Source organism: Faecalibacterium sp. BCRC 81149 (assembly GCF_022750605.1).
GTDB classification, from domain to species: Bacteria; Bacillota; Clostridia; order Oscillospirales; family Ruminococcaceae; genus Faecalibacterium; species Faecalibacterium duncaniae.
This window is the reverse complement of record NZ_QXJA01000001.1, coordinates 558,018-582,081: the sequence shown is the minus strand read 5'-3', so window position 1 is coordinate 582,081 and position 24,064 is coordinate 558,018. Positions and strand designations below refer to the sequence as shown.

At 54.5% G+C, this 24,064-nt stretch carries 26 protein-coding genes, 2 tRNA genes, 1 pseudogene and 1 riboswitch; of the genes and pseudogenes, 15 read left to right on the top strand and 14 right to left on the bottom strand.

The genetic code is table 11. The annotated features are described in order from the left end of the window. Positions 1-372, top strand: a pseudogene (locus D3F01_RS02855) (RNA polymerase subunit sigma-70); the annotation flags it as partial. Positions 373-430: 58 nt separating this feature from the next. Here the strand turns inward: D3F01_RS02855 and D3F01_RS02850 are convergent. Next, positions 431-766: a sigma-70 family RNA polymerase sigma factor gene (locus D3F01_RS02850; protein WP_147323062.1), complete on the bottom strand. Its 336-nt coding sequence runs from the start codon at positions 764-766 to the stop codon at positions 431-433. Then, the gene (locus D3F01_RS02845) at positions 766-978 is read right to left on the bottom strand and encodes a hypothetical protein (RefSeq protein ID WP_242885875.1); all 213 of its coding nucleotides are present in this window, start codon (positions 976-978) and stop codon (positions 766-768) included. Before D3F01_RS02845 ends, D3F01_RS02850 begins: the two co-directional genes overlap by 1 nt. A gap of 147 nt (positions 979-1,125) precedes the next feature. On the opposite strand from D3F01_RS02845, the gene D3F01_RS02840 reads away from it, so the two are divergent. After that, a complete protein-coding gene (locus tag D3F01_RS02840) occupies positions 1,126-1,902 on the top strand; it encodes a hypothetical protein (protein WP_117535046.1) in 777 nt (258 codons plus the stop codon). A gap of 144 nt (positions 1,903-2,046) precedes the next feature. Here D3F01_RS02840 and D3F01_RS02835 read toward each other — a convergent pair whose 3' ends face one another. Then, positions 2,047-2,952, bottom strand: a complete 906-nt coding sequence (locus D3F01_RS02835) for a peptidoglycan-binding protein (protein WP_117505259.1) — start codon at positions 2,950-2,952, stop codon at positions 2,047-2,049. A 596-nt stretch (positions 2,953-3,548) separates the two neighbouring features. On the opposite strand from D3F01_RS02835, the gene D3F01_RS02830 reads away from it, so the two are divergent. Both D3F01_RS02830 and D3F01_RS02825 read left to right on the top strand, forming a co-directional pair. Next, positions 3,549-3,821, top strand: a complete 273-nt coding sequence (locus D3F01_RS02830) for a type II toxin-antitoxin system RelB/DinJ family antitoxin (protein ID WP_117505255.1) — start codon at positions 3,549-3,551, stop codon at positions 3,819-3,821. Positions 3,822-3,837: 16 nt separating this feature from the next. Then, on the top strand, positions 3,838-5,334 hold the full coding sequence (locus tag D3F01_RS02825) for a recombinase family protein (protein WP_242885873.1): 1,497 nt from the start codon (positions 3,838-3,840) through the stop codon (positions 5,332-5,334). A 334-nt stretch (positions 5,335-5,668) separates the two neighbouring features. On the opposite strand, the gene D3F01_RS02820 is transcribed toward D3F01_RS02825, so the two are convergent. From D3F01_RS02820 to thiT, 5 genes are all read right to left on the bottom strand, one after another. Further along, a complete protein-coding gene (locus D3F01_RS02820) occupies positions 5,669-5,992 on the bottom strand; it encodes a YjcQ family protein (RefSeq protein WP_097770580.1) in 324 nt (107 codons plus the stop codon). A 9-nt stretch (positions 5,993-6,001) separates the two neighbouring features. Beyond that, complete coding sequence (locus D3F01_RS02815) at positions 6,002-6,202, bottom strand: hypothetical protein (RefSeq protein ID WP_097770581.1); 201 nt, start codon at positions 6,200-6,202, stop codon at positions 6,002-6,004. Beyond that, a complete protein-coding gene (locus D3F01_RS02810; RefSeq protein WP_242885871.1) occupies positions 6,199-7,011 on the bottom strand; it encodes a hypothetical protein in 813 nt (270 codons plus the stop codon). The genes D3F01_RS02815 and D3F01_RS02810 overlap by 4 nt, the downstream gene beginning before the upstream one ends. A gap of 26 nt (positions 7,012-7,037) precedes the next feature. Continuing rightward, positions 7,038-7,113 (bottom strand) — tRNA-Ala (locus D3F01_RS02805). Positions 7,114-7,258: 145 nt separating this feature from the next. Beyond that, on the bottom strand, positions 7,259-7,831 hold the full coding sequence (thiT, locus tag D3F01_RS02800; RefSeq protein ID WP_117477320.1) for an energy-coupled thiamine transporter ThiT: 573 nt from the start codon (positions 7,829-7,831) through the stop codon (positions 7,259-7,261). An 88-nt stretch (positions 7,832-7,919) separates the two neighbouring features. Then, a riboswitch (TPP riboswitch) is annotated at positions 7,920-8,022 on the bottom strand. Positions 8,023-8,132: 110 nt separating this feature from the next. On the opposite strand from thiT, the gene D3F01_RS02795 reads away from it, so the two are divergent. After that, positions 8,133-8,378 (top strand): sporulation transcriptional regulator SpoIIID, encoded by a 246-nt coding sequence (locus D3F01_RS02795; RefSeq protein ID WP_005932131.1) that lies wholly within the window; start codon positions 8,133-8,135, stop codon positions 8,376-8,378. A 36-nt stretch (positions 8,379-8,414) separates the two neighbouring features. Here the strand turns inward: D3F01_RS02795 and sigG are convergent, their stop codons facing one another. The 3 genes from sigG to D3F01_RS02780 form a co-directional block, all read right to left on the bottom strand. Then, the gene (gene sigG / locus D3F01_RS02790; RefSeq protein WP_242885870.1) at positions 8,415-9,179 is read right to left on the bottom strand and encodes an RNA polymerase sporulation sigma factor SigG; all 765 of its coding nucleotides are present in this window, start codon (positions 9,177-9,179) and stop codon (positions 8,415-8,417) included. Between the two features lie 77 nt (positions 9,180-9,256). Beyond that, positions 9,257-9,949, bottom strand: coding sequence for a sigma-70 family RNA polymerase sigma factor (locus tag D3F01_RS02785; protein ID WP_179860372.1), 693 nt, complete (start codon positions 9,947-9,949; stop codon positions 9,257-9,259). 38 nt (positions 9,950-9,987) lie between these two features. Then, positions 9,988-10,869 (bottom strand): sigma-E processing peptidase SpoIIGA, encoded by an 882-nt coding sequence (locus D3F01_RS02780; protein WP_242885869.1) that lies wholly within the window; start codon positions 10,867-10,869, stop codon positions 9,988-9,990. A 319-nt stretch (positions 10,870-11,188) separates the two neighbouring features. On the opposite strand from D3F01_RS02780, the gene D3F01_RS02775 reads away from it, so the two are divergent. The 9 genes from D3F01_RS02775 (at position 11,189) to D3F01_RS02735 (ending at position 20,356) form a co-directional block, all read left to right on the top strand. After that, positions 11,189-11,265: transfer RNA gene (locus D3F01_RS02775), tRNA-Asn, on the top strand. A gap of 472 nt (positions 11,266-11,737) precedes the next feature. Further along, positions 11,738-14,095, top strand: a complete 2,358-nt coding sequence (locus D3F01_RS02770; RefSeq protein ID WP_242885868.1) for a peptidase domain-containing ABC transporter — start codon at positions 11,738-11,740, stop codon at positions 14,093-14,095. Positions 14,096-14,205: 110 nt separating this feature from the next. Continuing rightward, entirely contained in the window at positions 14,206-14,613 is a 408-nt protein-coding gene (locus D3F01_RS02765) for a hypothetical protein (protein WP_242885867.1), read from the top strand. 708 nt (positions 14,614-15,321) lie between these two features. After that, positions 15,322-15,687 (top strand): endonuclease domain-containing protein, encoded by a 366-nt coding sequence (locus D3F01_RS02760; protein ID WP_117535055.1) that lies wholly within the window; start codon positions 15,322-15,324, stop codon positions 15,685-15,687. A 179-nt stretch (positions 15,688-15,866) separates the two neighbouring features. Continuing rightward, the gene (locus tag D3F01_RS02755) at positions 15,867-16,322 is read left to right on the top strand and encodes a hypothetical protein (protein ID WP_154276424.1); all 456 of its coding nucleotides are present in this window, start codon (positions 15,867-15,869) and stop codon (positions 16,320-16,322) included. A gap of 1 nt (position 16,323) precedes the next feature. Further along, positions 16,324-17,436 carry an HlyD family efflux transporter periplasmic adaptor subunit gene (locus tag D3F01_RS02750; RefSeq protein ID WP_097772406.1) on the top strand — a complete coding sequence of 371 codons (1,113 nt, stop codon included), beginning with the start codon at positions 16,324-16,326 and terminating at the stop codon, positions 17,434-17,436. Positions 17,437-17,472: 36 nt separating this feature from the next. Further along, a complete protein-coding gene (locus tag D3F01_RS02745; RefSeq protein ID WP_156070098.1) occupies positions 17,473-18,975 on the top strand; it encodes an Ig-like domain-containing protein in 1,503 nt (500 codons plus the stop codon). A 143-nt stretch (positions 18,976-19,118) separates the two neighbouring features. Then, on the top strand, positions 19,119-20,156 hold the full coding sequence (locus D3F01_RS02740) for an SPFH domain-containing protein (RefSeq protein WP_242885866.1): 1,038 nt from the start codon (positions 19,119-19,121) through the stop codon (positions 20,154-20,156). After that, a complete protein-coding gene (locus D3F01_RS02735) occupies positions 20,156-20,356 on the top strand; it encodes a PTS ascorbate transporter subunit IIC (protein ID WP_005932170.1) in 201 nt (66 codons plus the stop codon). Before D3F01_RS02740 ends, D3F01_RS02735 begins: the two co-directional genes overlap by 1 nt. Before the next feature lie 147 nt (positions 20,357-20,503). Here the strand turns inward: D3F01_RS02735 and D3F01_RS02730 are convergent, their stop codons facing one another. The 3 genes from D3F01_RS02730 to aroF all read right to left on the bottom strand — a co-directional run bounded on the left by D3F01_RS02730 (position 20,504) and on the right by aroF (position 23,150). After that, positions 20,504-21,601, bottom strand: coding sequence for an FAD:protein FMN transferase (locus D3F01_RS02730; protein ID WP_227613102.1), 1,098 nt, complete (start codon positions 21,599-21,601; stop codon positions 20,504-20,506). Further along, positions 21,598-22,020, bottom strand: a complete 423-nt coding sequence (locus D3F01_RS02725) for a DUF3783 domain-containing protein (RefSeq protein ID WP_242885865.1) — start codon at positions 22,018-22,020, stop codon at positions 21,598-21,600. Before D3F01_RS02725 ends, D3F01_RS02730 begins: the two co-directional genes overlap by 4 nt. Before the next feature lie 116 nt (positions 22,021-22,136). Then, positions 22,137-23,150 (bottom strand): 3-deoxy-7-phosphoheptulonate synthase, encoded by a 1,014-nt coding sequence (gene aroF, locus D3F01_RS02720; protein WP_035393988.1) that lies wholly within the window; start codon positions 23,148-23,150, stop codon positions 22,137-22,139. Between the two features lie 211 nt (positions 23,151-23,361). Here aroF and ybaK point away from each other — a divergent pair, with 211 nt between their 5' ends. Continuing rightward, positions 23,362-23,844: a Cys-tRNA(Pro) deacylase gene (ybaK, locus tag D3F01_RS02715; RefSeq protein WP_186850447.1), complete on the top strand. Its 483-nt coding sequence runs from the start codon at positions 23,362-23,364 to the stop codon at positions 23,842-23,844. Positions 23,845-24,064 lie beyond the last annotated feature (220 nt).

Here is a 24,064-nt window from a genome sequence, read left to right as displayed (position 1 = left end):
TTTACCACTTTTGAACAGCGGATGGTAACGGAGGACAAGGACGGCATCTGCTACCAGCGCGTTTCGCTGGACGATGTTCTGCCGGGAGAAGAACAACTGCGGCGCATCGAAGCCATAGCTGACCCTTATGCCATGCAGCCGCAGAGCATTATGGAAGAGCAGGAATCGCGCCGGGAACTGTACGATGGCCTGAAACGGCTGACCCAACGGGAGCAGACCTATCTGCTGTACCGCTATGGGTTCACAGACGGTGAGGAGCATCCCCTGATCGGTACAGCGATATACTTCCACCTGACAAAGAGCCGTGCTAAAAAGACCGAGGAACAGGCCATGGATAATTTGTGGTTGGAACTGCCGTGGTGGTTCGATTAAAGGAAGCGAAGAAAATAGCTTTTATACACTAAAGAATGAAATCAAAATGAATGAGAATTTATTTGGAAGTTTTAGGGAAGAATGCACATTCTAATTTTTTTAATATAGAAAGCTTTTTACGGTTGATAGCTTGTCTACTGACACCAGATTTTTCTGCTATATCTGCGATGCTCATTCCTTTAAAAACAAATTGAGATAATAAGGTCAGTTCAGAAGGTTGAAGAACAGAATGTAAATCGGAAATCAATAGTTTAGGATATTCATCGTTTGAGGACAAAGACATCTGATCGAAATCAATTTCATCAATGCTTGCGATGACAGAGCTATCTACGGCGTTTTTTCGGCTGTTAAGCGAAATGTATTGATGCCGGATAGAGGATTCAATATATTTCACTAATGTGCCGTCATCTTTTTTTGAAGTTTGGTCAATTTTCCGGAATGCAGTAATTCGAGAAGATATAATTGTAAATCTGAATAGGCATCCTCATACTTAAGAAGAGCTGCATATTTTTTCAGTAATGGCTGAAAACGTTGGACGATTTGTAGCTGTGCAAAGGAGTTGCCGTTATATGCATTTAGAAAAAGGTCAAAAAGCGTATAATTCAATTTTCTTTCCTCCTTTTAAGAGGAAAGAGAAAAAATGTTAAGATTTGTAAACGGAAAAATAGATTTTTGTGAGCTAATATAAAAAGTTTACAAGAAAGCAATAGAAACTAAACAATATGTTGATAAACTTGTAAAAAAGGAGAACATATGAATTGTGCAAAAAGTGTAAAAATGATAGTGATTCTGGGTTGTATTGTGGTGAATTTGGTGGGATGTGGAATGAATGATACAACAGCATCATCAATGTCCACAGCAGTTTCGTCACAGGATACATCGTCAAGTTCATGCAATTCTGAAGAAAAAAATGATTTGCAAGATTTTTCCCAGACGTTAGTTGATTCGACCTCGGTATTTTTAGATCAAGATCAATATACTGTCTTTGAAAAAGCGCAGAAAATGGACTATGCACTTTGGGGACAATCAAGTAACTTAAAAGGACTGAATTTTAAAATTGAAGATGCTCCGACTTTTGTGCCTATGACGCAAAATGCGCCGACATATGTAAAACTGAACGGACATGATTATGAGGTCTATCAAAATTCTTATAAAGAGTTTGAAGAATATATGAAATCTATTTTTACAAATGATTTCTTGTCACAAGATTCAATTGAGAAAAAGTTTGCGAATTATAATGGAAAACTCGCCGTTTGTGATGACTATGATTTGGCACAAATTCCATATTTTACGGGATATGTGGGAGAATATTATCCGGATGATTTCTGCTCAGTGCGATACTATTTGAAAAATAAAACGGAAGCACAAGTGAATTTTGTAATGATTGCATACTATAATCCCAATGAAACGTATGAGGTACATGATGAGTATTCATATGATGACATGAATAAAGTCGAATATGAAATGCAGTTGGTAAAAGTTGGGTATGTGTGGAGAGTAAATAAATATCACTCGCCTGAGCTTGGATAAGCAGATAGTGAAAAGTGTTGCATATAATAGGCATTGAAAAATCCCCCCCGAAGCCTTTTCGAGAGTTGAGAAAAGACTTTGGGGGGGATATATGCTAAAAAATGATGCTTTACAACTTATTGTTGATGAAGAGAGTAGAGATATTTAGGAGCGACGAGCGGTTGCGATATAATCGCCGTATACGGTTTCATTGCGTGCAGTTCCCGCTTCCTCAAGAGTTCGAATGACACCACCAGCAGGATCAATGACGGAAATGCTACTTGCAGAGGAGCAATCGCCAGTATAAGCAATCGCTGTGACAAAATGCGTCTTTTTGCCATTGCTACTGTTGAGTCGAATAATGATGGGAAGGTTATTGTCAATACTTGCTTTGACTGCACTGAATACAGTCGCCTGCACCTTACCGCCATGAGTGTATTTGCTCGTGTCGATTTTACCATTGCACTCGCTGGGAAGAGCCCAAGTATTCAGACCGTTTGCACCCCAATTTCCACAGGCAGTCAGGACTTCGTTAGGGGTGAATTCACGAGGACCATAGATATTAGCGGTATTCAACACAGCAACAAGCGAGCAACCGCTATTTCCAACAAGCTTAACAATCTCCGAATTCTTCTGTGCCCAAAGATAGTTTCTATCAGTAGGCAGAGTGATTGAATGAGATTGACCACTTGTACCGCCCGAAGAAGCGTTCAATGCGTTCAGGGTGGCACTGCCGACCATACCATCGGCAGTCAAGCCGGATGCTTTCTGAAAACTGATAACAGCGTTATAAGTGCCTGAACCTGCAAGGCCATCCACCGTACTGGCGTAATAACCTTTGTTCTTCAGGAGCTGCTGGATAGTTTTAATGTCGCTTACCAGTGCATTCCATGTACCATCGCCAACAATGCCATCTTGGGTAAGACCTTTTTTGCCCTGATACTTCTTAACAGCATTTTCAGTACCAGAGCCAAATTTGCTGTCAAAACTACCCGGAGGGCAGCACATGATATGCAGTCCATACTGCAGGTACATAACATAGTTTCCGGTACTTCCATTTTTGAGTAACATAGTAATAATCTCCTTTTTTTTTAGTAGGACGTTTATGGGGCCCCTCATTTGCGTCCTTACGTAATAGAAAGAGAGAATCACAGATGTTTTGTAAACATAGAGAGATAATTTAAGATATCTGGGTCGGCCACTCAAACCAATGCCGTCAAGTTGGTGATGGATACAGACATTCATGCAATGTTACAGGACGCAGAAGATTATCTGAACGGCGAACTGCTCCGCATTACCGAAGAATGGCCCTCTGAGCGAGAACATCAAGGTGAATCGATGTTGATGCCTTATCTGAGCTATAGCAAAGAGCACAGATACTTTTATCGGATAGCTCTTGCAAACCGGAATATGCTGCCGGTTCAGAAAATATTCAAGCCTCTGTGGGAAAAACTGGTTCTCCCTAAATGCCAGATGGCAGGGATCTTGCAAAACTGTATTCCCTCGTTCTGAATGGACGCCACATTCATATCTTACGAGTTGAAATATCGTGAATATTGCCGAGACTTTTGGCTTATTCTTGTGCAATTCGTAGATTTTTCTTTGTCGTAAATGGAGCTGTTGATTTGTAATGCAAAAAGCATTACAATAATCGTGAGGTGATGCCCATGGAAAAAACACAAATGCTGAATGTCCGGGTCAGTCCTATCGTCAAACAGCAAGCCGAGGATGTGCTGAAGCAGCTCGGCATTCCAATGGCGACCGCCATTGATATGTACCTGCGTCAGATTACGCTGACGGGCGGCATTCCGTTTCCACTGTCCTTGCCGAAAGCCCCGACTGCGCTGAATGCAGACACCATGACGGATGAACAGCTCCATACCGCTTTACAGGCTGGTATCAAGGAAGTGCAGAACGGTGACACCGTCTGCGGAGAATGAATAAGGAGGTGCAGCCATGACCGCTGTGATTTACGCCCGCTATTCCAGCGACAACCAGCGCGAGGAATCCATCGAAGGGCAGATTCGGGAATGCACCGCCTACGCCGAAAAGAACGGTATCACGGTCATCAAGCACTATATCGACCGCGCCCTTTCCGCCAAAACCGACAACCGCCCGGATTTCCAGCAGATGATCAAGGACAGCGAAAAACGGCTGTTTGACATTGTGCTGGTCTGGAAGCTTGACCGTTTTGCCCGAAACCGCTATGATTCGGCCCACTATGAGTACCAGTTGGAACGAAATCATGTCAAGCTGGTATCTGCCACGGAGCCTATCTCTGACAGCCCTGCGGGTATCATGGTCAAGAGTATGCTCACCGGCATGGCTGAATACTACTCGGCAGAGCTGTCTGAAAAGGTCGTACGCGGCATGACCGAGAATGTTCTGAAGGGGAAGTACAACGGTGGCACGATTCCCATTGGTTTTAAGGTGGACGAGGAGAAGTTCTTTCAAATCGACCCGCTGAAAGCTCCCTTTGTGGTAGAAGCCTTTCAGCGGTACAACGATGGTGCGACCATGAAGGAACTGATGAACTGGCTGAACGACAGTGGCGTGACCACCAACCGCAATCAGAAGTTTACCTACAACAGTGTTCAGAAGCTGTTGACGAACAAACGGTACATCGGAGAAAACCACTTCAAGGACATTGTGATGCCCGACAGCATCCCGGCCATCGTGGACAAGGACTTGTTTGAAGAAGTGCAGCAAAAAATCAAGAAGAACAGCCGCGCTCCTGCCCGTCACAAGGCCGAGGACGATTACTTGCTCACCACCAAGCTGTTCTGCGGAATGTGCGGCGCGATGATGTTCGGCGAGTGCGGCACGGGTAGAAACAAGGTCGTTCATCATTATTATAAGTGCGCCACTGCGAAGCGTTTCAAGACCTGCAAGAAAAAGACCGTCCGTAAAGAGTGGCTGGAAGATTTGGTCGTAGCTGAAACCATGAAGCTGATTCAGGACGATGCCGTGATTGATGCCATCGTTGCGGAAGTGATGGAGTTGCAGGATCAGGAAAACACCACGATCCCATTGCTGGAAAAGCAGATGCGCGAGGTGGAGAACGGCATTGAGAATATGCTGAACGCTATCCAGGCGGGTGTGCTGACCAACTCCACCAAATTACGTTTGGAAAAGCTGGAAGCCCAGCAGAAAGAACTTGAGATTCGGATTGCCGAAGAAAAAATCGCTCGGCCACGGTTAAGCGAAAATCAGGTTCGTTTCTGGCTGACCCGGTTCCGCAAGCTCGACCCGAACGTGAAAAGCCACCGGGAAACGCTTATCAATACATTCGTGAATGCTGTTTATCTCTATGATGAAAAAGTTTTGATTACATTCAACTACAAAGACGGCACAAAAACCATCACTTTCGATGAAATCGCCGCCAAAGATGCCCCAGAGAGCAATGGTTCGGATTTGGGTTGCTTCGCTCCACCAAGAACTCCAGCGTTGTGATGACGCTGGAGTTTCTGTTTTATTTGAACTTCTACAAAGCACCGCAAGGGTGGATTCGAACAGCTGCGGCGCTGTCGTGGAAGACAGCGCAAAAACAGCCCAGTGGGCTGTTTTTAGCAGCGCGGCTTGCGTAATCCACCCGCGCCCATAAAAAACCGTCAGCGTAGAGATACGCTGGCGGTTTTCTGTTTGCAGAAGGATTGAGTTTTCATGCGGGTGGATTCGAACCAGCGGCCTGTGGTTTTGGAGACCGGCGCTCTGCCAGAATGAGCTAAGACGGCATGAAAAAAGCGCCCCTGCCCGGCTGGGCAAAGACGCTTGCGGTATTTGGTTGTTAGATGCCGGGGACGATTTCCTTAACACCCTTTGCAAATGCAGCGGCCTTTTTCATCAGGCTGTTTTCCTGAAGATATTCAAGCCCCTGCAAGGTGATATGCGGTTCCATGGGCGGCTCGATGCGCTCCGGCTGGCGAATGTAGCGAACGATGTTCAGGCCCTCAATGAACCCAGCCTTCTGAAGCTGAATCAGGAGAGCCTGAAAGCGGTTCGGATTCGTACCGAAGCGCTCGGCAGTAAAGCCAGCGCAATCGAACTCCTCAAAGTCCATGCTTTGCTGCAAATACTTCAAAATGCGGTAGATGATACGAAAATCTTCCATGATAACACCTCAACCCTTTCTGTTCGCAATCAATTTGCAATACTCGCCATATAAACGCTTCTGTTCGGCTCGTTCGGCATCAATTTCAGGCGTGGAAATCGTAGCACGGCTCGGAATGTAATGTGTTCTTTTGTACTCTGCAACAAGGCTACGCTCCCGCCTTACACTTTCCTTCCACAATTGGTCTATCTGCTCTTTGGTGTAGCTCATTTGTGTACCTCCCAGCGACTATAACCAGTCACGCCAAGCTGCTTGCAGGTTTCCTCAATGATAACGTGCAACTCGTTTTCTTCAATGTCAGCAACGCTCATTCCGCGTTCGGCCATGTACTGCAGTGCATGGTCTTGTACGTCACTTCTGGCGCGGTCCCACTGTTCAAAAGTGATATTTTCAGGAACTACAAAGCGATACCTGTATTTGTAGTCCACAGCTTCCATGATGCGGGTGCCGTCGGCAAATGCCGCCGGGATGTCTGCATCAGTGCTGAAGGAATACTGCGTGGTATCTGGCGGGTGCGTGTGGATGTTGTAACTCCCTTTCAGTTTACCACCCAGATACGAGCAGTCAACCCCTCGGGGATTATTGTCGGTCATATAATGGACTTCACCGTTGCGGGTGATGACCATCATATTCTCAACTTTGGAACTGGCGTACTTGTTGCAGAAAGAATCCTTGAGGGCTTCCACTTGCTGGGTGTCTTTCAAATCGACCTTTCCCAGAAACTTGTGAATCGTCTCGTCATTTTGCCCGGAGAAACCACCGCTGCCACGCAGACTTTGCGGCGCAGAAACTTCTTTTTTCTTCGCCGCCCACGTTGCCTTACTGCTGGCGCTTCTGCCAAAGCCTGCCACGCTGGTGCGGGCGCTGTCGGGTCGGCTGCCATGCTGCCCACGGAAACCCCGGTTGAACCTGCGGGGGAGATGTCTGCTGTTGTGGAGATCGGGGGTGTCACTGGCCCGCCTGCATGGCGAGCGGTGCACCCCTGATCTTTTTGCCGGAACAAAAAAGAAAAGCACCATACTTCCTACGAAGTACAGTGCTTTTTTGGTGGAGAATACCGGGATCGAACCGGTGACCTCTTGCATGCCATGCAAGCGCTCTCCCAGCTGAGCTAATCCCCCACATATTCGGTTGGTGTCCTGCGACGTGAGTTATTATACCAGCCGGGCGGGCGGTTGTCAACACCCAATTTGAAAAAGTCTGCAAAAACAAAAAAGCCCTGCCGGGCACAGAGCCGGGCAGGGCGCGGAACAAAGTGAGGATGGGTCAACCCTTTGCGTGCTGGCGGTCAAAGATCTGCGGAGCCACGCGGCAGAGCAGAACGGCGGCCACCATGGTCAGCAGGGTCTCGGGCAGCATGTAGCTGCCGTTGTACACCAGGCTGTAAGTCCAGGCGGACAGGCCTTCGTTCAGGTTGCCCCAGACCAGCACACCGGACAGGAAGCTGCACATAAAACGCAGGAAGCCTGCCATAAAGGTGCCCACGGCCACGCCGACCATCCGGTTCTTGAAGGGACGGGCAAAGAATTCGGCAGTGCCCAGCGCCATAAAGGCCACCAGGTAGTCCAGCAGGACTTCACCCAGGAAATACAGGAAGGTCGGGGTCGGGGGTGCCCAGAAGCCCAGCAGCATCTGCAGGCAGCCGTTGACAAAGCCGGTGAACAGGCCCCACTTCACGCCGTGGCGGAAGGAGACCAGCACAAAGGGCAGCATGCTCAGCAGGGTAACGCTGCCGCCGTTGGGCAGGGTGAAGAACTTGATGTTGCTCAGCACGGTGCCAATGGCGATCATCAGGGCGCACTCCACAAGAATGCGGGTCTTGGAATAGGTTTTTGACATGGGAGATTCCTCTTCTCAGATAATAGTACACAAAAACAAATGCACCCGCACAAAAAGGCAGGCGCATGGGCTTCGTTTGTGAAGAGGGTGGACCTTTCCGCAAACTACCTACGCCGGCATTACCCGGATCAGGTTCGAGGGTACTCCGCTCAGGTGCGGATCTCAGCTTTTCAGCGCCCCTGTTTTTATGTCCAGCTCCCAGTATAGCGGCCAGCGCCCAAATGTCAAGCCCAGGCGGGCATATTGGCGGCCGATGGCTCATATTTTTTAGGGAGACCGCAAACAGGGGAGGCGTGACCGGATGAACGTGGAGCCGGAGCAGCGGGCAGCGCTGCTGGGAGAGTACATTGCAGAGCACAGTGCCACGGTGCGGGCAGCCGCCCGGGCGTTCGGGTGCAGCAAATCAACGGTGCACAAGGATGTGTCCACCCGCCTGCGGGCCGTGGATGCGGCCCTGTTTGCCCGGGTGCAGGCCGTGCTGGCCCGCAACAAGGCCGAGCGCCATCTGCGGGGCGGGGCGGCGACCAGGCGCAAATACAAAAAGTAGGAGAGCGGTGCAGGGAGGCCTGTGCCGCTCTCCTGTTTATTTGTGCCGGAACTGCTCCAGCGCGGCCTTTTCCAGCCGGGAGACCTGCGCCTGGCTGATGCCGATCTCCCGCGCCACCTCCATCTGGGTCTCGCCCTTGAGGTAGCGCAGCTCCATGATCCGCTTTTCGCGCGGGGTCAGCCCTGCCACGGTCTGCCGGAACTCCAACCCGCTGATCCAGCTGTCCTCGCTGTCCGGGTCGCGCACCTGATCGATGACATACATGGCATCGCCGCCATCGGTGTAAAGAGGCTCTTCCAGGCTGATGGGCTCCACCACTGATTCCAGCGCCGCGTTCACCTCCCGGCGGGAAAGTCCTGCCTGCCGGGCCACCTCGTCCACGGTGGGCTCCCGGCCCAGCTGCTTTTCCAGCGTCTCCCGGGCCTGCATGGCCTTGTAGGCGGCATCGCGCAGGCTGCGGCTGACCCGCAGGGCGTTGTTGTCCCGCAGGAAGCGCCGGATCTCCCCGATGATCATGGGCACGCCGTAGGTGGAAAACCGCACCGGCTGGGCCGGGTCAAAGTTGTCGATGGCTTTGATGAGCCCGATGCACCCCACCTGAAACAGGTCGTCCAGATTCTCCCCCCGCTGCGCGAACCGCTGCACCACGCTCAGGACAAGCCGCAGGTTGCCTTCGATCATGGCCTGCCGGGCGGCGGCATCGCCTGCCCGCGCCCGGATGAGCAGCTGCCGCTTTTCCGCTTCGGAAAGCACCGGCAGCTGGGCCGTGTCCACCCCGCATAATTCCACTTTGTTGTACATCCCCCGAACCTCCGGTTACGTTGATACCGGAAGTATGGGGTAAGAGGGCGGGGAAGATACATGGGAATTGTTAGCAGCTACTCCCGCTCCAGCACCTCTTTCAGCTGACGGATGATCCGCTTTTCCAGCCGGGAGATGTAGCTCTGGCTGATGCCAAGGGCATCGGCGGCTTCCTTCTGGGTGTGCTCCACGCCGTCCACAAGGCCGAAGCGCAGCTCCATGATCTGCCGCTCCCGGGGGGCCAGCTGCTCCACGGAGCGCCGGAGGGTGGCACGCTCGGCGGCCTGCTCCAATTGCAGGCCCACAAGGTTCTCGTCGCTGCCCAGCACGTCCGAGAGCAGCAGCTCGTTGCCGTCGCCGTCGGTGTTCAGGGGCTCGTCGATGCTGGCCTCCTGCCGCCGGTTGGAGCTTTTGCGCAGGTACATCAGGATCTCGTTGCCGATGCACCGGCTGGCGTAGGTGGCCAGCTTGATGTTCCGCGCGGGCGTAAAGGTGTTTACCGCCTTGATCAGCCCGATGGTGCCAATGGAGATCATGTCCTCCTGCGGCACGCCGCTGTTCTCGTACTTTTTGGCAAGGTAGACCACCAGCCGCAGGTTGTGGGTGATGAGGTCATCGCGCGCGGCGGCATCCCCCGCCATCATCCGGATCAGCAGGGCCTTTTCCTGCTCCGGTGTCAGCGGCGGCGGCAGGCTGGGCCCGCCGTTGATGTAGTGGGCGGCGGAAGGGGCCAGCAAAAAACAATAAAGGCGGCAAAGAAGTGAAAGCAGATGATGCAAGGGCGGTTCCTCCTTTGTGAAGTCCTCAGTCACACTTGGCGGTGACGGAGGGGGTGAATCATTTCCCACGCTTCCACCCCCACCAGCACTTCCCACCCATCAGGCGGCGGGGGGAGGTCGGCGAAGGCGGCATAGAAGTGCTCGGCCCTGCCCTGCCCGGCGGGGGAGCCGGTGCAGCACAGGCTGGCCGGGACGGCCGGCAGGATACAGTGCCCGGCCACGGTGGTGCAGGGAACAAGGCGCACCCCCAGCGCCGGGACGGGCAGGGGAGCGGCCCCGGCGAAGTGCTGCTCCAGATAAGTACTCAGGGCGGGCGGCAGGCGGCCCTGCACGGCACCGAACCGCACCAGCACCACCGCCCGGCCCGAAAGCGGCTCCTGCACCGAAAAGCCGGTGTCGCAGAAGGCCCGGACATCCAGCGCTGTGTCTGCCACGGTGAGCCGGGCGGGGAATACCTGCCCGCCGCCCCGGCCCAGAAAGCGGAGCACTCCCTGCACAGCCAGCACCACACCGCCCGCGCCCGCCAGCAGTGCCCCCGGCGAGAGGGGCAGGTAGATGCAGCCGTTGTTGGTCTGTGCCCCGGGCAGCAGCAGCGCCCCCGCCAGCAGCAGATTTCCCGCGCAGAACCACCCCACAAGCCGGGCAAAGCATCGGCCCCCGGGCCAGCCGTAGGCGGCGGCCACCGTGAGGGCGGCGGTTGATACTTTATATAGGAGCGCGGCAGCGTCTGGCGCTTCCGGGGCCAGCAGGGCCAACGAGGAAGCTGCCCCCGCTGCCCCGCCCAACAGCAGCCGCCCGGCCCGGCACTCCACCCCTGCCAGCAGCCCCGCCGCCAGCAGGAATAACAGCGTGAGCGCAAAATTCGTCAGCAGCAGGACATCGAGGTAGATCACAGTCTTGATGGGCGGCACCTTCTTTCTGGTAGATATCAGTGTAGCAGAAGGTGGGGGAGAAAGAGGGCGAAGGAAAGACGTTCAACCCCACCGTCATCCCTGCGGGATGCCACCGCCCCTAATAGGGGCGGCCTTGGCAAAGAGGATAGGCTTTGCGTTATGCCAAGGCCCCCCCCCCCTACTAGCGGGGGCTGTCGCCGCAGGCGACTGGGGGGTTCTGCCCCTTTGAAAAACTTTTTTCACAAATTTCCAAAAAAGGCTTGCAAAAGGGAGCGAGAAGAGTTATAATACCTCTCGCAGTCAATTGTGCGCTGCGCAATTGCGTTTTGAAAGATGTGCCTCTTTAGCTCAGTCGGTTAGAGCACCTGACTGTTAATCAGGGTGTCGCCTGTTCGAGTCAGGCAAGAGGCGCCATTAGGCGGCGAGGGCAACTTCGCCGCTCGTTTTTTAACCGGGTGTTGTAACCAATCTGAGACTTTTTTCACAAAATCTTCAAAATTAATGATTTCTTAAAAAATGTCCTCTTGAAGATGCTGTCAGATTGTGGTATACTACACCCAAACCTTGGAACAATTTTTAAACGTTCTGTGGTGATTGACTCAGATCAAAGGGTAGGCGCTCCCTTCTTTTGATAGCAGCGGACTTCTGCTTTGCCCTGGTTCTCCGCAGGGCAGGGCAAAGCAGAAGGCTATGCGCTGTTAAACCGGAGTGCAAAAAGAAAACCTTTTTCATTTGTCAGACCTACGGTCAAAACAACAGCAAACTGGGGCTTGTGCAAACAGACCGGGTGTGCTAGAATAAAAGCCGTAGTTTTGAAATAGACACAGTACATTGAAAAAGAGATCGTTTGCTTTTGGTTGTCGGTCTCTTGTAAAGGAAACATCGTATGCGTTATACCTATGTGCGGCAGCATGATTCTACGGACTGCGCGGCCGCTTCGCTCGCAATGGTGTGCCTCCATTACAAAAAGGAAATCACCATCACCCGCCTGCGGGACATGATGGGAACCGACATGAAAGGCACGAACCTCGTTGGCCTGCAGAAAGCAGCCAATGAGCTGGGCTTCAGCACGGCGGCTGTCCGTGTTGACCGCGAAAACTTTTTAAGCGATTTCACACTGCCCGCAATTGCGCAGGTCATTACTGACCAGGGCATGACCCACTTTGTGGTCATCTTCAAAAAGACGACCATTAAGGAGGACGATGCCCGCCGCAAGCATGTGGTGCAGGAAGAAGAACGCAAGGCTGATGCAAGCAAAAAGTACAAATGCAAGGATTACGTCGTCATCGGCGACCCTGCAAATGAACTGAAAAAGATCAGCCTGGATGAGTTCTATAAAAACTTCACCGGCGTGCTGCTGCTGCTGAACCCCACAGCGGAGTTCAAGGGCGGTACCGGCAAGCATAAGGTGGAGGGCAAAGAGGAAGCCAAGGCAGCCCGCAACAACATGTTGAAGCGGTACATGGATCTGCTGCTTCCCCAGAAAAAGCTGTTTGCTTACGCCATTCTCAGTTCAGTGATCCTGACACTGATTGGCATCGTGTCCACCGTCTTTAATAAGGCGATCATGGACGAGGTGCTGCCCTATGGGCTGAAAAACCTGCTCATATCGCTCATTGTCGTGTTCAGTGTGGTCAACCTGACCAGCACGCTGCTCTCGACTGTGAGACAGTGGATCCTGATCTTCCTTTCCATTAAAATTGACATTCCGTTGATGCTGGGCTACTTCGAGCATGTGTACAAACTGCCGATGAAGTTCTTTGCATCCCGTAAGACCGGCGAGATCACCACCCGCTATTCCGATGCAGGCACCATCAAATCGGTGCTGACCAGCATCGCGATGAGCGTGGTCATGGACATTGTGATGGCCGTGGGTACAGGCTTTGTCCTGTTCCGGATGAACTCCTCGCTGTTCTCCATTACCCTGTTTACCACCGTTCTGAGCCTGCTGCTCGTCATCATCTTCAAGCAGCCCTACAAGCGGATCAATGAAGAGACGATGGTGCAGTCGGCCGTTCTGAACAGCCAGATGATCGAGAGCCTGCGCGGCATCGAGACCATCAAGTGCAACGCCTGCGAAGAGCGCGAGCTGGAAGCCCTTGAGCGTGAATACATCAAGAGCCTGAAGATCAGCCTGCGTTCCAGCAAGATCAGCACCGGCCAGAGCCTGATCTCCAGCGTGATCATGACCGTGTTGAACATGGTCACCACCTATGTGGGCATCACGCAGGTGCTGAATGGCCAGCTGACGCTGGGCGGCTATATGGCGTTCAGCACCCTTTCGGGCTACTTTACTTCTCCGGTGAGCGAGCTCATCAGTATGCAGATGTCCATTCAGGAAGCTTCCATCTCCATGAAGCGCCTGACGGAGATCATGGATTATGAATCCGAGCAGGACGATGACCGCGAATACACCGAGATGGAGAGCATGGAGGGCGACATTGAATTCAAGGATGTCACCTTCCGGTATGGCAACCGCACCCCGGCACTGGACCACATCTCCTTCACCATCCCGCAGGGCAAGAAGGTGGCGCTGGTTGGTTCCTCGGGTTCCGGCAAGTCCACCATCACCAAGCTCCTGCTCAAGTATTACGAGCCGGAGAGCGGCACCATCAGCGTGAATGGCGTTGATCTGGACGAGTACAGCAATGCATCCGTCCGCCGCTGCATTTCCTATGTCCCGCAGAACGTTGAGCTGTTCAGCAAGACGATCTTCGAGAATATCCGCATCTCCCGCCCCGAGGCTACCCTCGATCAGGTACGGGAAGCGGCCAAGAAGGCCGACGCACACGAGTTCATCCGCAAGCTGCCGTTGCAGTACAACACCTATCTGGAGGAAGCCGGCAACGGCCTGTCCGGTGGTGAGAAGCAGCGCATTGCACTGGCCCGTGCGTTCCTGAAGGATTCGAGCCTTTACATCTTTGATGAATCGACCTCCAGCCTGGACTTTGGTACAGAGAATACCATCTTTGATATGATCTATAACCAGCTGGCTGACCGTTCGATGCTGATCGTGGCACACCGCCTTTCCACCATCCGTGACTGCGACCTGATTCTGGTTATGGATCACGGCCAGATCGTGGAGCGCGGCACCCATGACGAGCTGCTGGCAAAGCAGGGCAAGTATTACGAGCTCTGGAACCTGCAGCAGGGTATCTTCCGCCGCAAGAAGGAAGAGCCTGCACCCGTTGCCCCCGCGGCAGTTGTTGAAGAAGACGACGATGGCGAGGCAATGACCTATTAAGTTGCAGCCGAGTGCGCACTCGGTTACATAAATGATCTTTGGATGGATGCGCAGCCGGAAAAAGATCGCTAAAATAAGTTTTTTCATTCATTTGAAGGGAGTAATTCATTATGATGATGCCTGCAAACTACTCTGTTATCGCAGAGAACGAAATGACCTACGTCAACGGTGGCGCTAGCTTTATCGACGCTATCGGCGCTGTTACCGCTCCTATCTGGACTCTGGACAACGTTAAGACCTTCAACACCAACATCGTGACTCTGGTTGGCAACACCTTCCTGCAGTCCACCATTAACCGCACCATCGGTGTCCTGTTCAGCGGCAACACCACCTGGAAGGAAGTCGGCAACATCGGCAAGAACCTGTTCGGCACCAATGTTAAGGGCGACCCGATCGAGAAGAACAACTTTGGTGACTATGCTATGAACGCTCTGGGCATTGCTGCTGCTGTCTACAACCTGGGCGTGGCTCCCACCAAGAACACCGTCAAGGAGACTGACGTTAAGTTCATTATCTAATTAGACGTGATCTGAAATTATGAAGCGTTGAGGAAACTGCACCGCCCTACTTGTTAGCGCGGGGCAGACAACAATGCCTCGTTATGGTGTGCCAGGAGGCGTGTGCCTCCTGGCACACCTTATTTTTATGTTGCTTATCGCGTTGCGGTAGGCAATTGTGTGTGGTAGAAGATTATGTTTATCCTTACAGGAATGCTCTTTACATAGTAACACTTTATCGCTGTGTGAGTGGCTTACCGTGAGCATCCTCACCCTCTCAGGCGCTTTGCGCCAGCTCTCCCGAAGGGAGAGCCCTTGGCATAGCGCAGTGTACGGCGGGTTTCCCTTTGCGTAGTGTGAACGCAGACTTGCCCACAGTGCAGGGAGTGAATCATTCTGTCAAAACCTCCCACTTTGGGGGAGGTGGCAGTGCGTGTGCGCTGACGGAGAGGGCGAGCCCGGTAGAGGTATAAGCTATAGTGACACTTTATCGCTGTGTGAGTGGCTTACCGTGAGCATCCTCACCCTCTCAGGCGCTTTGCGCCAGCTCTCCCGAAGGGAGAGCCCTTGGCATAGCGCAGTGTACGGCGGGTTTCCCTTTGCGTAGTGTGAACGCAGACTTGCCCACAGTGCAGGGAGTGAATCATTCTGTCAAAACCTCCCACTTTGGGGGAGGTGGCAGCGCGTGTGCGCTGACGGAGAGGGTGAGCCCGGTAGAGGTATAAGCTGATGAAAAAGACGATAGTTGTCAAGAATAACGACATGCTGGATGTAGCCCGAAGACTTCGGAGGGAAATGACACCACAGGAGCAACGGCTTTGGTATGTTTTCTTGCGGAAATATCCGGTAAAATTCTACAAACAGCGGATCATTGAATCGTTTATTGTGGATTTTTATTGCGCGGATGCAAGATTGGTTATTGAACTTGACGGCTCACAGCATTATACTGAACAGGGGAAAGCTTACGATGAGGAACGAAGTGCTATCCTGCATGGCTATGGCTTGAAAGTTTTACGGTTCTCTAATCGGGATGTTAACAATCATTTTGATGCTGTATGCGAGACCATTGATAGGGAAGTACAAATTCGGATATAAAAGCAGCTGTGACCCTTTTTGTCAAGAGCTCCCACTTTGGGGGAGCTGGCAAAGCCGTTAGGCTTTGACTGAGAGGGTGAGGCCGCTTTGAGGAGAGTCTTTGGCAAAACGGTAAAAAAGAATCTTTGACCCCAGACAATTGCTTATTGCAAACAAAAAAGAAACAGGTGGACATTATTATGAGAGAGATCCAAGTTGCAGAAAACAAGACCCTGAAGCTGACCAACGTTCTGGCACGCAAGATCGATGCCAGCGAGCTGGGCAACCTGGGCGTGATCCTGACCCAGATGCAGAACTTTATCAAGAGCCACAGCGCCATGCCGGTTGGCCCTGTGATCCAGTGCGTCAAGTTTACCTCCGGCCCCAACCCGGAGCCGCAGATCTATTTTATGATGCAGGTCAACCAGCTCATCCCCCGCCTGGAGCCGGGCTACGAGCAGGACGCTGTGCTGCGGGTGAAGGGCTGCCTGTACGCCCACTTCACCGGCCCCATGGACCACAGCAGCCTTGCCAGCCAGAAGCTGAACATCTATGCCTACGAGCACGAGATCGAGCTGACCGGCACCGCCTACAGCATCTACGTCAATCAGGACAGCGAAAACGGTGTCATGGACGTTTTTATGGAGACGAAGTAATATGACCACTCGCATTCAGAATCTTTCCGACCTGCAGGACCGCCGCATTATGATGGAGAAGAAGCTGCCGGCCTTTGGCTACGCGCTCATTCTTCTGGTGGCTTTCCTCATGGTGTTTCTGGTGATCTGGAGCACCCAGAACAAGCGCACCTACGTCAGCCAGTCCACTGGCTCAGTGCAGGCGGCCAACAAGACCTATATCATGTCCAGCTACTCCGGCTCCATCACTGAGCTGAACATCTCGGAGGGCAGCTATGTCACCGAGGGCGACCTCATTGCCCACATCAAGAGCACCGATCTGGACATCCAGCAGGACAGCTACCAGAAGCAGCTGGACATCTACAAAAAGCAGAAGAGCCAGTACGAAAAGCTGCTCAAGTCCATTCAGGACGACAAGAACTACTTCAGCGAGACCGACATCGACGATCAGCCCTATTACTACCAGTACGAAAGCTACAAGAGCCAGGTCAGCCAGAAGGCGTTTGATGCTTCGCCCTATCAGGCAGCCGGTTACACCGACGAGCAGATCAAGACCCTGATGGAGCAGAACCAGAGCGAGGTGGAGAGCCTGTATTACTCCACCCTGCAGTCCATTTCTGCCAACCTGACCAGCGTGCAGGCCAACATTGACAACATCGAGGCCCAGCTGGATGCCCTGAACACTGGCGCGAACGATTACTACATCTACGCTCCCACCTCCGGTGTCATCCACATGGACACCCCCTACAAGGTGGGCATGGTGCTCAGCGCGGGCTCCGCTCTGGCCACCGTGGCCAGCGAGAACAGCGACCTTGAGATCGTGGCGGCTGTCACCGTCAACGACCGGCCGCTGATCAACGTGGGCGACCCCTGCAAGATCGCCATCACCGGCCTGTCGGAGTATTCCTACGGCACCCTGACCGGCACTGTTACCTCCATCGACAGTGACGTGACCACCAACACCAGCGGGTCTTACTACAAGATGACCATCAAGCCGGACAACACCTATGTCGTGAGCACCAGCGGCGACAAGGTGGATCTTTCCAACGGCATGAGCGTCACCGCCCGTGTGGAGTACGATGAACTGACTTACTTTGACTATGTGATGGAGGCCCTGGGCGTGCTGTTCCGCTAAGCGCCCGCCGATTCCACGCCCAAGAGGTACGAAAGAATGAAACTGAACCCGAAACAGCTGGCCGCCAGCGCGGCTTTGCTGGGTGTGCTGGCCTGTGCCGCCGCCCTGCCTGCGTCGGCTGCCGGCCCTGTTACCACGCCGCTGGCCCTCACGCTGCCCAAGGTGAGCTTTCCCTGGGATAAAGTTACCGCCGAGAGCATCGAGACCGGCAGCTACGATGCCGCCCCGCTGGCGGGCACGGCCCAGCAGCTCTCCCCGGTGACCACCCCCGCCAATGCCGCCAGCAAGAACGGTGTGACCTATGTCTCTGATAACCCCAATGTTGTCTCGGTGGACAGTGAGGGCGTGGCGCAGGCTGTGGGCCTGGGCACGGCCAACATCACCGCCACCTGCGGCGGGGTGAGCTGCACCTATACCATTACCCCCCAGCCGGATGCCAGCATGATCGCCACCGAAATGGACATCACCCTTGCATCCAGCACCATTGCCGTGGGCGAGACCACCAGCCTTTCGCTGGCAGTGCTGCCCACCTCGGCGGCCAACTATATCAACGTCAGCCTGAGCTCTTCCAATGAGAAGGTGGCCACCGTCAACAACTTTGGCAAGGTGACCGGCGTTGCCCCCGGCAAGGCCACCATCACCGCCACGGACGGCAACGTGAGCTGCACGGCCACCGTTACGGTGGTTGCGGCCAACACCAGCACCGTCTCCAGCCAGTCCATCTCCCTGAACACCAACTATGTGGTGCTCAAGCCGGGCTCCTCCAAGACCATCACCGGCAAGGTGTCGCCGGCCTCTGCCAGCCAGAGCCTGACCTTCAAGAGCCAGGACAAGAGCATTGCCACCGTCAGCGGTTCCGGTGTCATCACCGGCGTTGCCACGGGTGCCACCTCCGTGGTGGTCTCCAACGGCACCGCCTCCACCTCGGTCACGGTCATCGTCAACCGCACCGCCTCCACCTCCGGCAGCAGCAGCGATACCAGCGGTGAGGGCACCGAGGACAACGTCACCACCGATGCCACCGTGGCCGCCATCCAGAACGCCGCAGGGGAGGAAGTGTCCCTCTATCAGAGCGACGTGCCTGCCATCACCGGCGAGATCCTGAGTGCCCTGCGCACCACAGGCCGCAGCCTGATCGTGCTGGGCGAGGATTATACCCTGCGGATCGATGGCACCAGCATCAAGAGCACCCAGGGCGGGTTCAGCACCGCCTTGACCTTTGCCCCCGATGAAAACGGCCTGAGCTTCCAGCTGGGCGAAAGCGGTGCGCTGCCCTGCGTGGTGCAGATCACCCTGACCGGTGAGAATGCCGCTTACAGCCGCCTGTATCTGCACAACACTGCCAGTGAAAAGTGGCAGTTCCTGAACAGCTACAAGGATGGCACCATCACCGCCGATACGGCTGGCAGCTACCTGCTGACCAACCAGAATCTGCGCTTCACCAATATCAACTGGACCTTCTTCATCGCCGCCGGTGCGCTGACCGTGGTCTGCCTGATCGTGTATATCGCCGTCAAGAAACGGTATTGGTTCTGGTAATCATAACTGTGTATCATAAAACCTCCCGCTCATTCGAGTGGGAGGTTTTGTGTTTATCGGAAGTTCTTGACAATCAAAATACAATGTGATATGATTTTGATATCAGAAAGAAACTTCCAAACCCTGTAAAGGAGGGACTTTTTATGGAAGAGAAGATCTTACAGACCAAGAAGAACGGCATGACCATGCTGCTGCTGACCCTGCTGGGCTATGTAGCATCCATTGCTCTGTTCATTTGCAGCATCACCCTGCTGGATGCAGACCGGATGCTTCTGGGCGTGCCGCTGCTGATTTTGTCCATTGCGTATTGGATCACAGGTATTTTCCTGTTCTGCGGCCTTAAAGTGCTAAAGCCGCAGGAGGCGCTGGTGCTCACCCTGTTTGGCGATTACATCGGCACCCTGAAGGGACAGGGCTTTTACTGGGTAAACCCCTTCTGTACCGCCGTCAACCCCGCCGCCGGCACCCGCCTGAGCCAGAGCGGAGATGTGAACAGTAAGGAAAATGGCGTGGCTGCACTGTTTGGTAATAACGGCCAGAATGCGCAGATGAGTGCCGAGTCCATGAGCAAGAAAATCTCGCTCAAGATGATGACCCTGAACAACTCCCGCCAGAAGATCAACGATTGTCTGGGCAACCCGGTGGAGATCGGCATTGCTGTCATCTGGCGCGTGACCGATACCGCCAAGGCTGTGTTCAACGTGGACAACTACAAGGAATATCTCTCCCTGCAGTGCGACAGCGCCCTGCGCAACGTGGTGCGGGTGTACCCCTATGATGTTTCTCCCAACGTGGATACCACCGGCGACGGCGTAGCCGACGAGGGCAGCCTGCGCGGCTCCTCCGAGGTAGTGGCTGCCCGCATCCGGGACGAGATCCAGAAGAACGTGGCCGAGGCCGGTATCGAGGTGGTGGAAGCCCGCATCACTTATCTGGCCTACGCCCCCGAGATCGCAGCGGTCATGCTGCAGCGCCAGCAGGCAAGCGCCATCATTGATGCCCGTAAGATGATCGTGGACGGTGCCGTGGGTATGGTGGAGATGGCGCTGGATCGCCTGAGTGAGAACAAAGTGGTGGAACTGGACGATGAGCGCAAAGCGGCAATGGTCTCCAACCTGCTGGTGGTGCTTTGCGGCAACCGTGATGCGCAGCCCATTGTGAACAGCGGCAGCCTGTACTGATGGCAGAGCCGAAAAAGCAGATCCCCCTGCGCCTGAATGCGAAGCTCTACGATGCCCTTGCCGCATGGGCTGAGGATGACTTCCGCTCGGTGAACGGGCAGATCGAGTATCTGCTCACCGAGTGTGTGCGTCAGCGCAAAAAGAACGGCAAGTACGTCTCTGACCAGATCGACGTGCCGCCCGAACTGGATATCAAGTAAAAGAACGACCCTCTCAGTCAAAGCCTGTTGGCTTTGCCAGCTCCCCCGAAGGGGGAGCCTATCGCTGGCCTGGGATAAAGGCAGCATAGCCTCGCCCTTCGGGAGAGGTGGCATTGCGAAGCAATGACGGAGAGGGTCGTTCCTTATTTAATTCGTATGCTCGCTCCACCCGCTGGAGGTGATCACTTCGCCATCGGTGGTGCACCAGAGGGCTTCCACACCGTCCAGCGATTCCACGAGCTGCCTGCCCTCTTCCAGAGGCAGGCAGAACAGGCCGGTGGTCAGGCAGTCGGCCACACCGGAGTCCGGAGCCAGCACGCTCACGCCGTCAAAGTAGGCGGCGGGCCAGAGGGTGGCCGGGTCGATGAGGTGGTGGTAGCGCACACCGTCCACAACGTAGTAGCGCTGGTAGTCGCCGCTGGTCACAAGGGAAAGGTCGCTCATCTTGACGGCGGCTACAGTGGAGCTGCCGTTGGTGTAGACCTCGGAGGAGTTCCACGGGTTTTCCACGCCGCCTACCCACTGGGAGCCGTCCGGCTTGGTGCCGATGGCCCGCAGGTTGCCGCCCACGCTGATGAGGGCGCTGGTCAGGCCCCGGGCTTCGGCGGCCTGTGCGGCCTGCTCCACGGCGTAACCCTTGCCCACGCTGCCCACGTCCAGCGACATGGCCGGGTCGGCCAGATAGACCGTTTTGGCATCTTCATCAATGATGAGGTTGGCGATATCGCAGTGCTGTGCGGCGGCATCCAGCTCTTCCTGCGTGGGCAGCTGGTTATTGCTGTCGTTGTCATCGGCCAGTGCGGCCTCGCGGTAGTTGTGCCAGATGTTCAGCACACTGCCCAGCGCAATGTTCAGCTTGCCGCCGGTGGTGTCGTACATGGTCTGGGCCAGCTCCAGCATCCCGAGGATCTTGTCATCCACCGTCACCGGGGCAATGCCCGCATTGTCGTTGATGGTCTTGATGTTGGTCACGCCATCGTAATCATTATAAATATCATAGAGCTGGTTGTACTCCACAAGGTCGGCGTGGAGTGCGTCCATCTGGGCGGTGAACTCTTCCTCGCTGTCGCAGTAGGCGATGACCTGCGTCACGGTGTCGAACACATCATAGAACACGGTGGAGTAGCGCTGCGGGCCATCAGCGGCGCTGGAGGCGGTGGAGCCGGAGGTGCTGCCGCAGCCAGCCAGCAGGCTCAGGCTGAGCGCAGCCGCCAGCAGGGCGGAAAAAATACGCTTGGTCATCATGCTTTGGCGGTCTCCTTTGCGGCGGTAAAGGCGGTGTGCTCTTCCTGCAGATGTGCCAGCAGGTCACCGAACACCCAGCTCTTGCTGGTGGGGGTCACAACGGCCTTGAGGGGGATGTTTACCTGTGCCTGCTTCATCAGGTCCAGCAAGGTATCCACATCCTTATCCGTGAAGTTGGCCAGTACCAGCGCCGGGGGATAAGCACCCGGCTCCAGCACCAGAGTGCGGGTGGTCCTGACCTCCACCTCGCCCAGCAGCTGGGCCACGGTCCTGCCTGCATCGGCAGGGGAGACCAGCAGCAGCTTCATCCCGAAAGCGGGGGCCATCCCCTCCAGAATGCCCCGGTCGGCGGCAGAAAGGTTCCAGACCAGCGCCAGCGGGATGCCGGCATTCTGGTTGCGTGCAATGTGAGCTTTCATAGAAATACCTCGTTTCAAGGGTGAATTCAAAATACACCATAGTATACCATATTTGATGACAAAAGAAAACAACCCCCTCAGTCACGCTGCCGCGTGCCGAGAGGGTCGTTCCATTCTCAGTTCATCTTCTTGCCAAAGAACTCGACTTCTTTGGTGATAAAGCCCATCAGCTCATCGAACTGGTCGGGGGTCAGGCTCTGGGCACCATCGCACTTGGCCTTGGCGGGGTTGTTGTGCACCTCGATCATCAGGCCGTCGGCACCGGCGGCCACGGCGGCCTTGGCCAGCTGGGGCACCATCCAGGCGTGGCCGCAGGCGTGGCTGGGGTCCACCACCACGGGCAGGTGGGTCATTTTGTGGAGCATGACCACTCCGGCCAGGTCCAGGGTGTTGCGCATACTGGTCTCAAAGGTGCGGATGCCGCGCTCGCAGAGGATAACGTTCTCGTTACCCTCGGCCATGATGTACTCGGCGCTCATCACAAATTCTTCCAGCGTGTTGGCCAGGCCGCGTTTGAGCAGCACGGGCTTTTTCTGGCGGCCCACGGCCTTGAGCAGCTCAAAGTTCTGCATATTGCGGGCACCCACCTGGATGAGGTCTACATTCTCGAACAGGGGCAGGTGCTCGGTGTTCATGATCTCGGTGACGATGGGGGAGCCGGTGGCGCGGCGGGCCAGCTTGAGCAGATCCAGGCCCTCGCTCCGCATTCCCTGGAAGGAGTAGGGGGAGGTGCGGGGCTTGAACGCGCCGCCGCGCAGCAGGGAAGCGCCTGCATCCTTAACGCGCTGGGCGCAGTAGGTGATCTGCTCCTCGCTCTCGATGCTGCAGGGGCCTGCAATGACGGCGAAGTTGCCGCCGCCGATCTTCACGCCATTGACATCGATCACGCTGTCGTCGGGGTGGAACTTGCGGTTGGCCTTTTTGTAAGGCTCAGACACGCGGCGGCAGGTCTCGACCACGGGGTTGGCCAGCACCCAGCTCTCGGCAATGGCCTTGGTGTCGCCGATCAGGCCCAGAATGTGGGTGTCGCTGCCCTTGGAGTCGTTGATCTGCAGCCCCATATCCTGCAGCTCGTGGCAGAACTCGCGGACCTGTGCGTCAGGGGCATCCTGTTTCAGTACAATGATCATGGTGGTCGTCTCCTTATCCTTCTCACACAAACGGCACAGGAGACCGGCTCCATTGCCGCGATTTATTTTCGTGAAGTTCAGTTTCCTGAAGCATGGGCCTATGATAACACTTCAGGGAACTGAAGTCAAGAGAAATTTTGAAATTTTGGAAAGAAAGTGGTAGAATAGGGGCAGCCTGAGAGGGCAAGGAGTTTACAAGGAGCGATCATCAATGGGAAAAGAAGCAAAAACGAATGCCATGCGCATCCTGGAACGGGCCAAGGTGCCCTATACAGCCCACGAGTATGCCCACGAGGAGGGCGTGGCGGTGGACGGTGTGACCGTGGCCGCCAGCATGGGGGAGGACCCGGCCTGCGTATATAAGACGCTGGTGACCCAGGGCAGCAGCAAAAACTACTTTGTGTTCGTCATTCCGGTGGCGGCAGAGCTTGACCTGAAGGCCGCTGCCCGCAGCGTGGGCGAAAAAAGCGTAGCCATGATCCATGTGGCCGATATCAATAAGGTCACCGGCTATGTGCGCGGCGGCTGCAGCCCGGTGGGTATGAAAAAGCAGTACACCACCGTGTTTGATGAAAGCGTGCTGACCCAGGAAAAGGTCTATGTCTCCGGCGGCCGCATTGGTACGCAGGTGTGCTGCGCACCCGCCGACCTCATCCGGGCAGCAAGGGCAGCAACAGCGAAGATCATCTTCTAAGGTAAAACGCCCTTACTGCCAACGCAATGACGGAGAGGCTGTACAGAGCGGGGCCTGCTCAGTGAGATAAAACTTGCTTTATTATATTTTCTAAAAAAGTCATACTTAAAAAGAAATACGGTGTCGAAACTGCACAAAACTTTTGAAAGTTTTTTGACACGGGAGAACACAAGGGAGAAATTGCCCCAAGGGCCTTTGCAAAGTGGAATTTTTGCCGTAA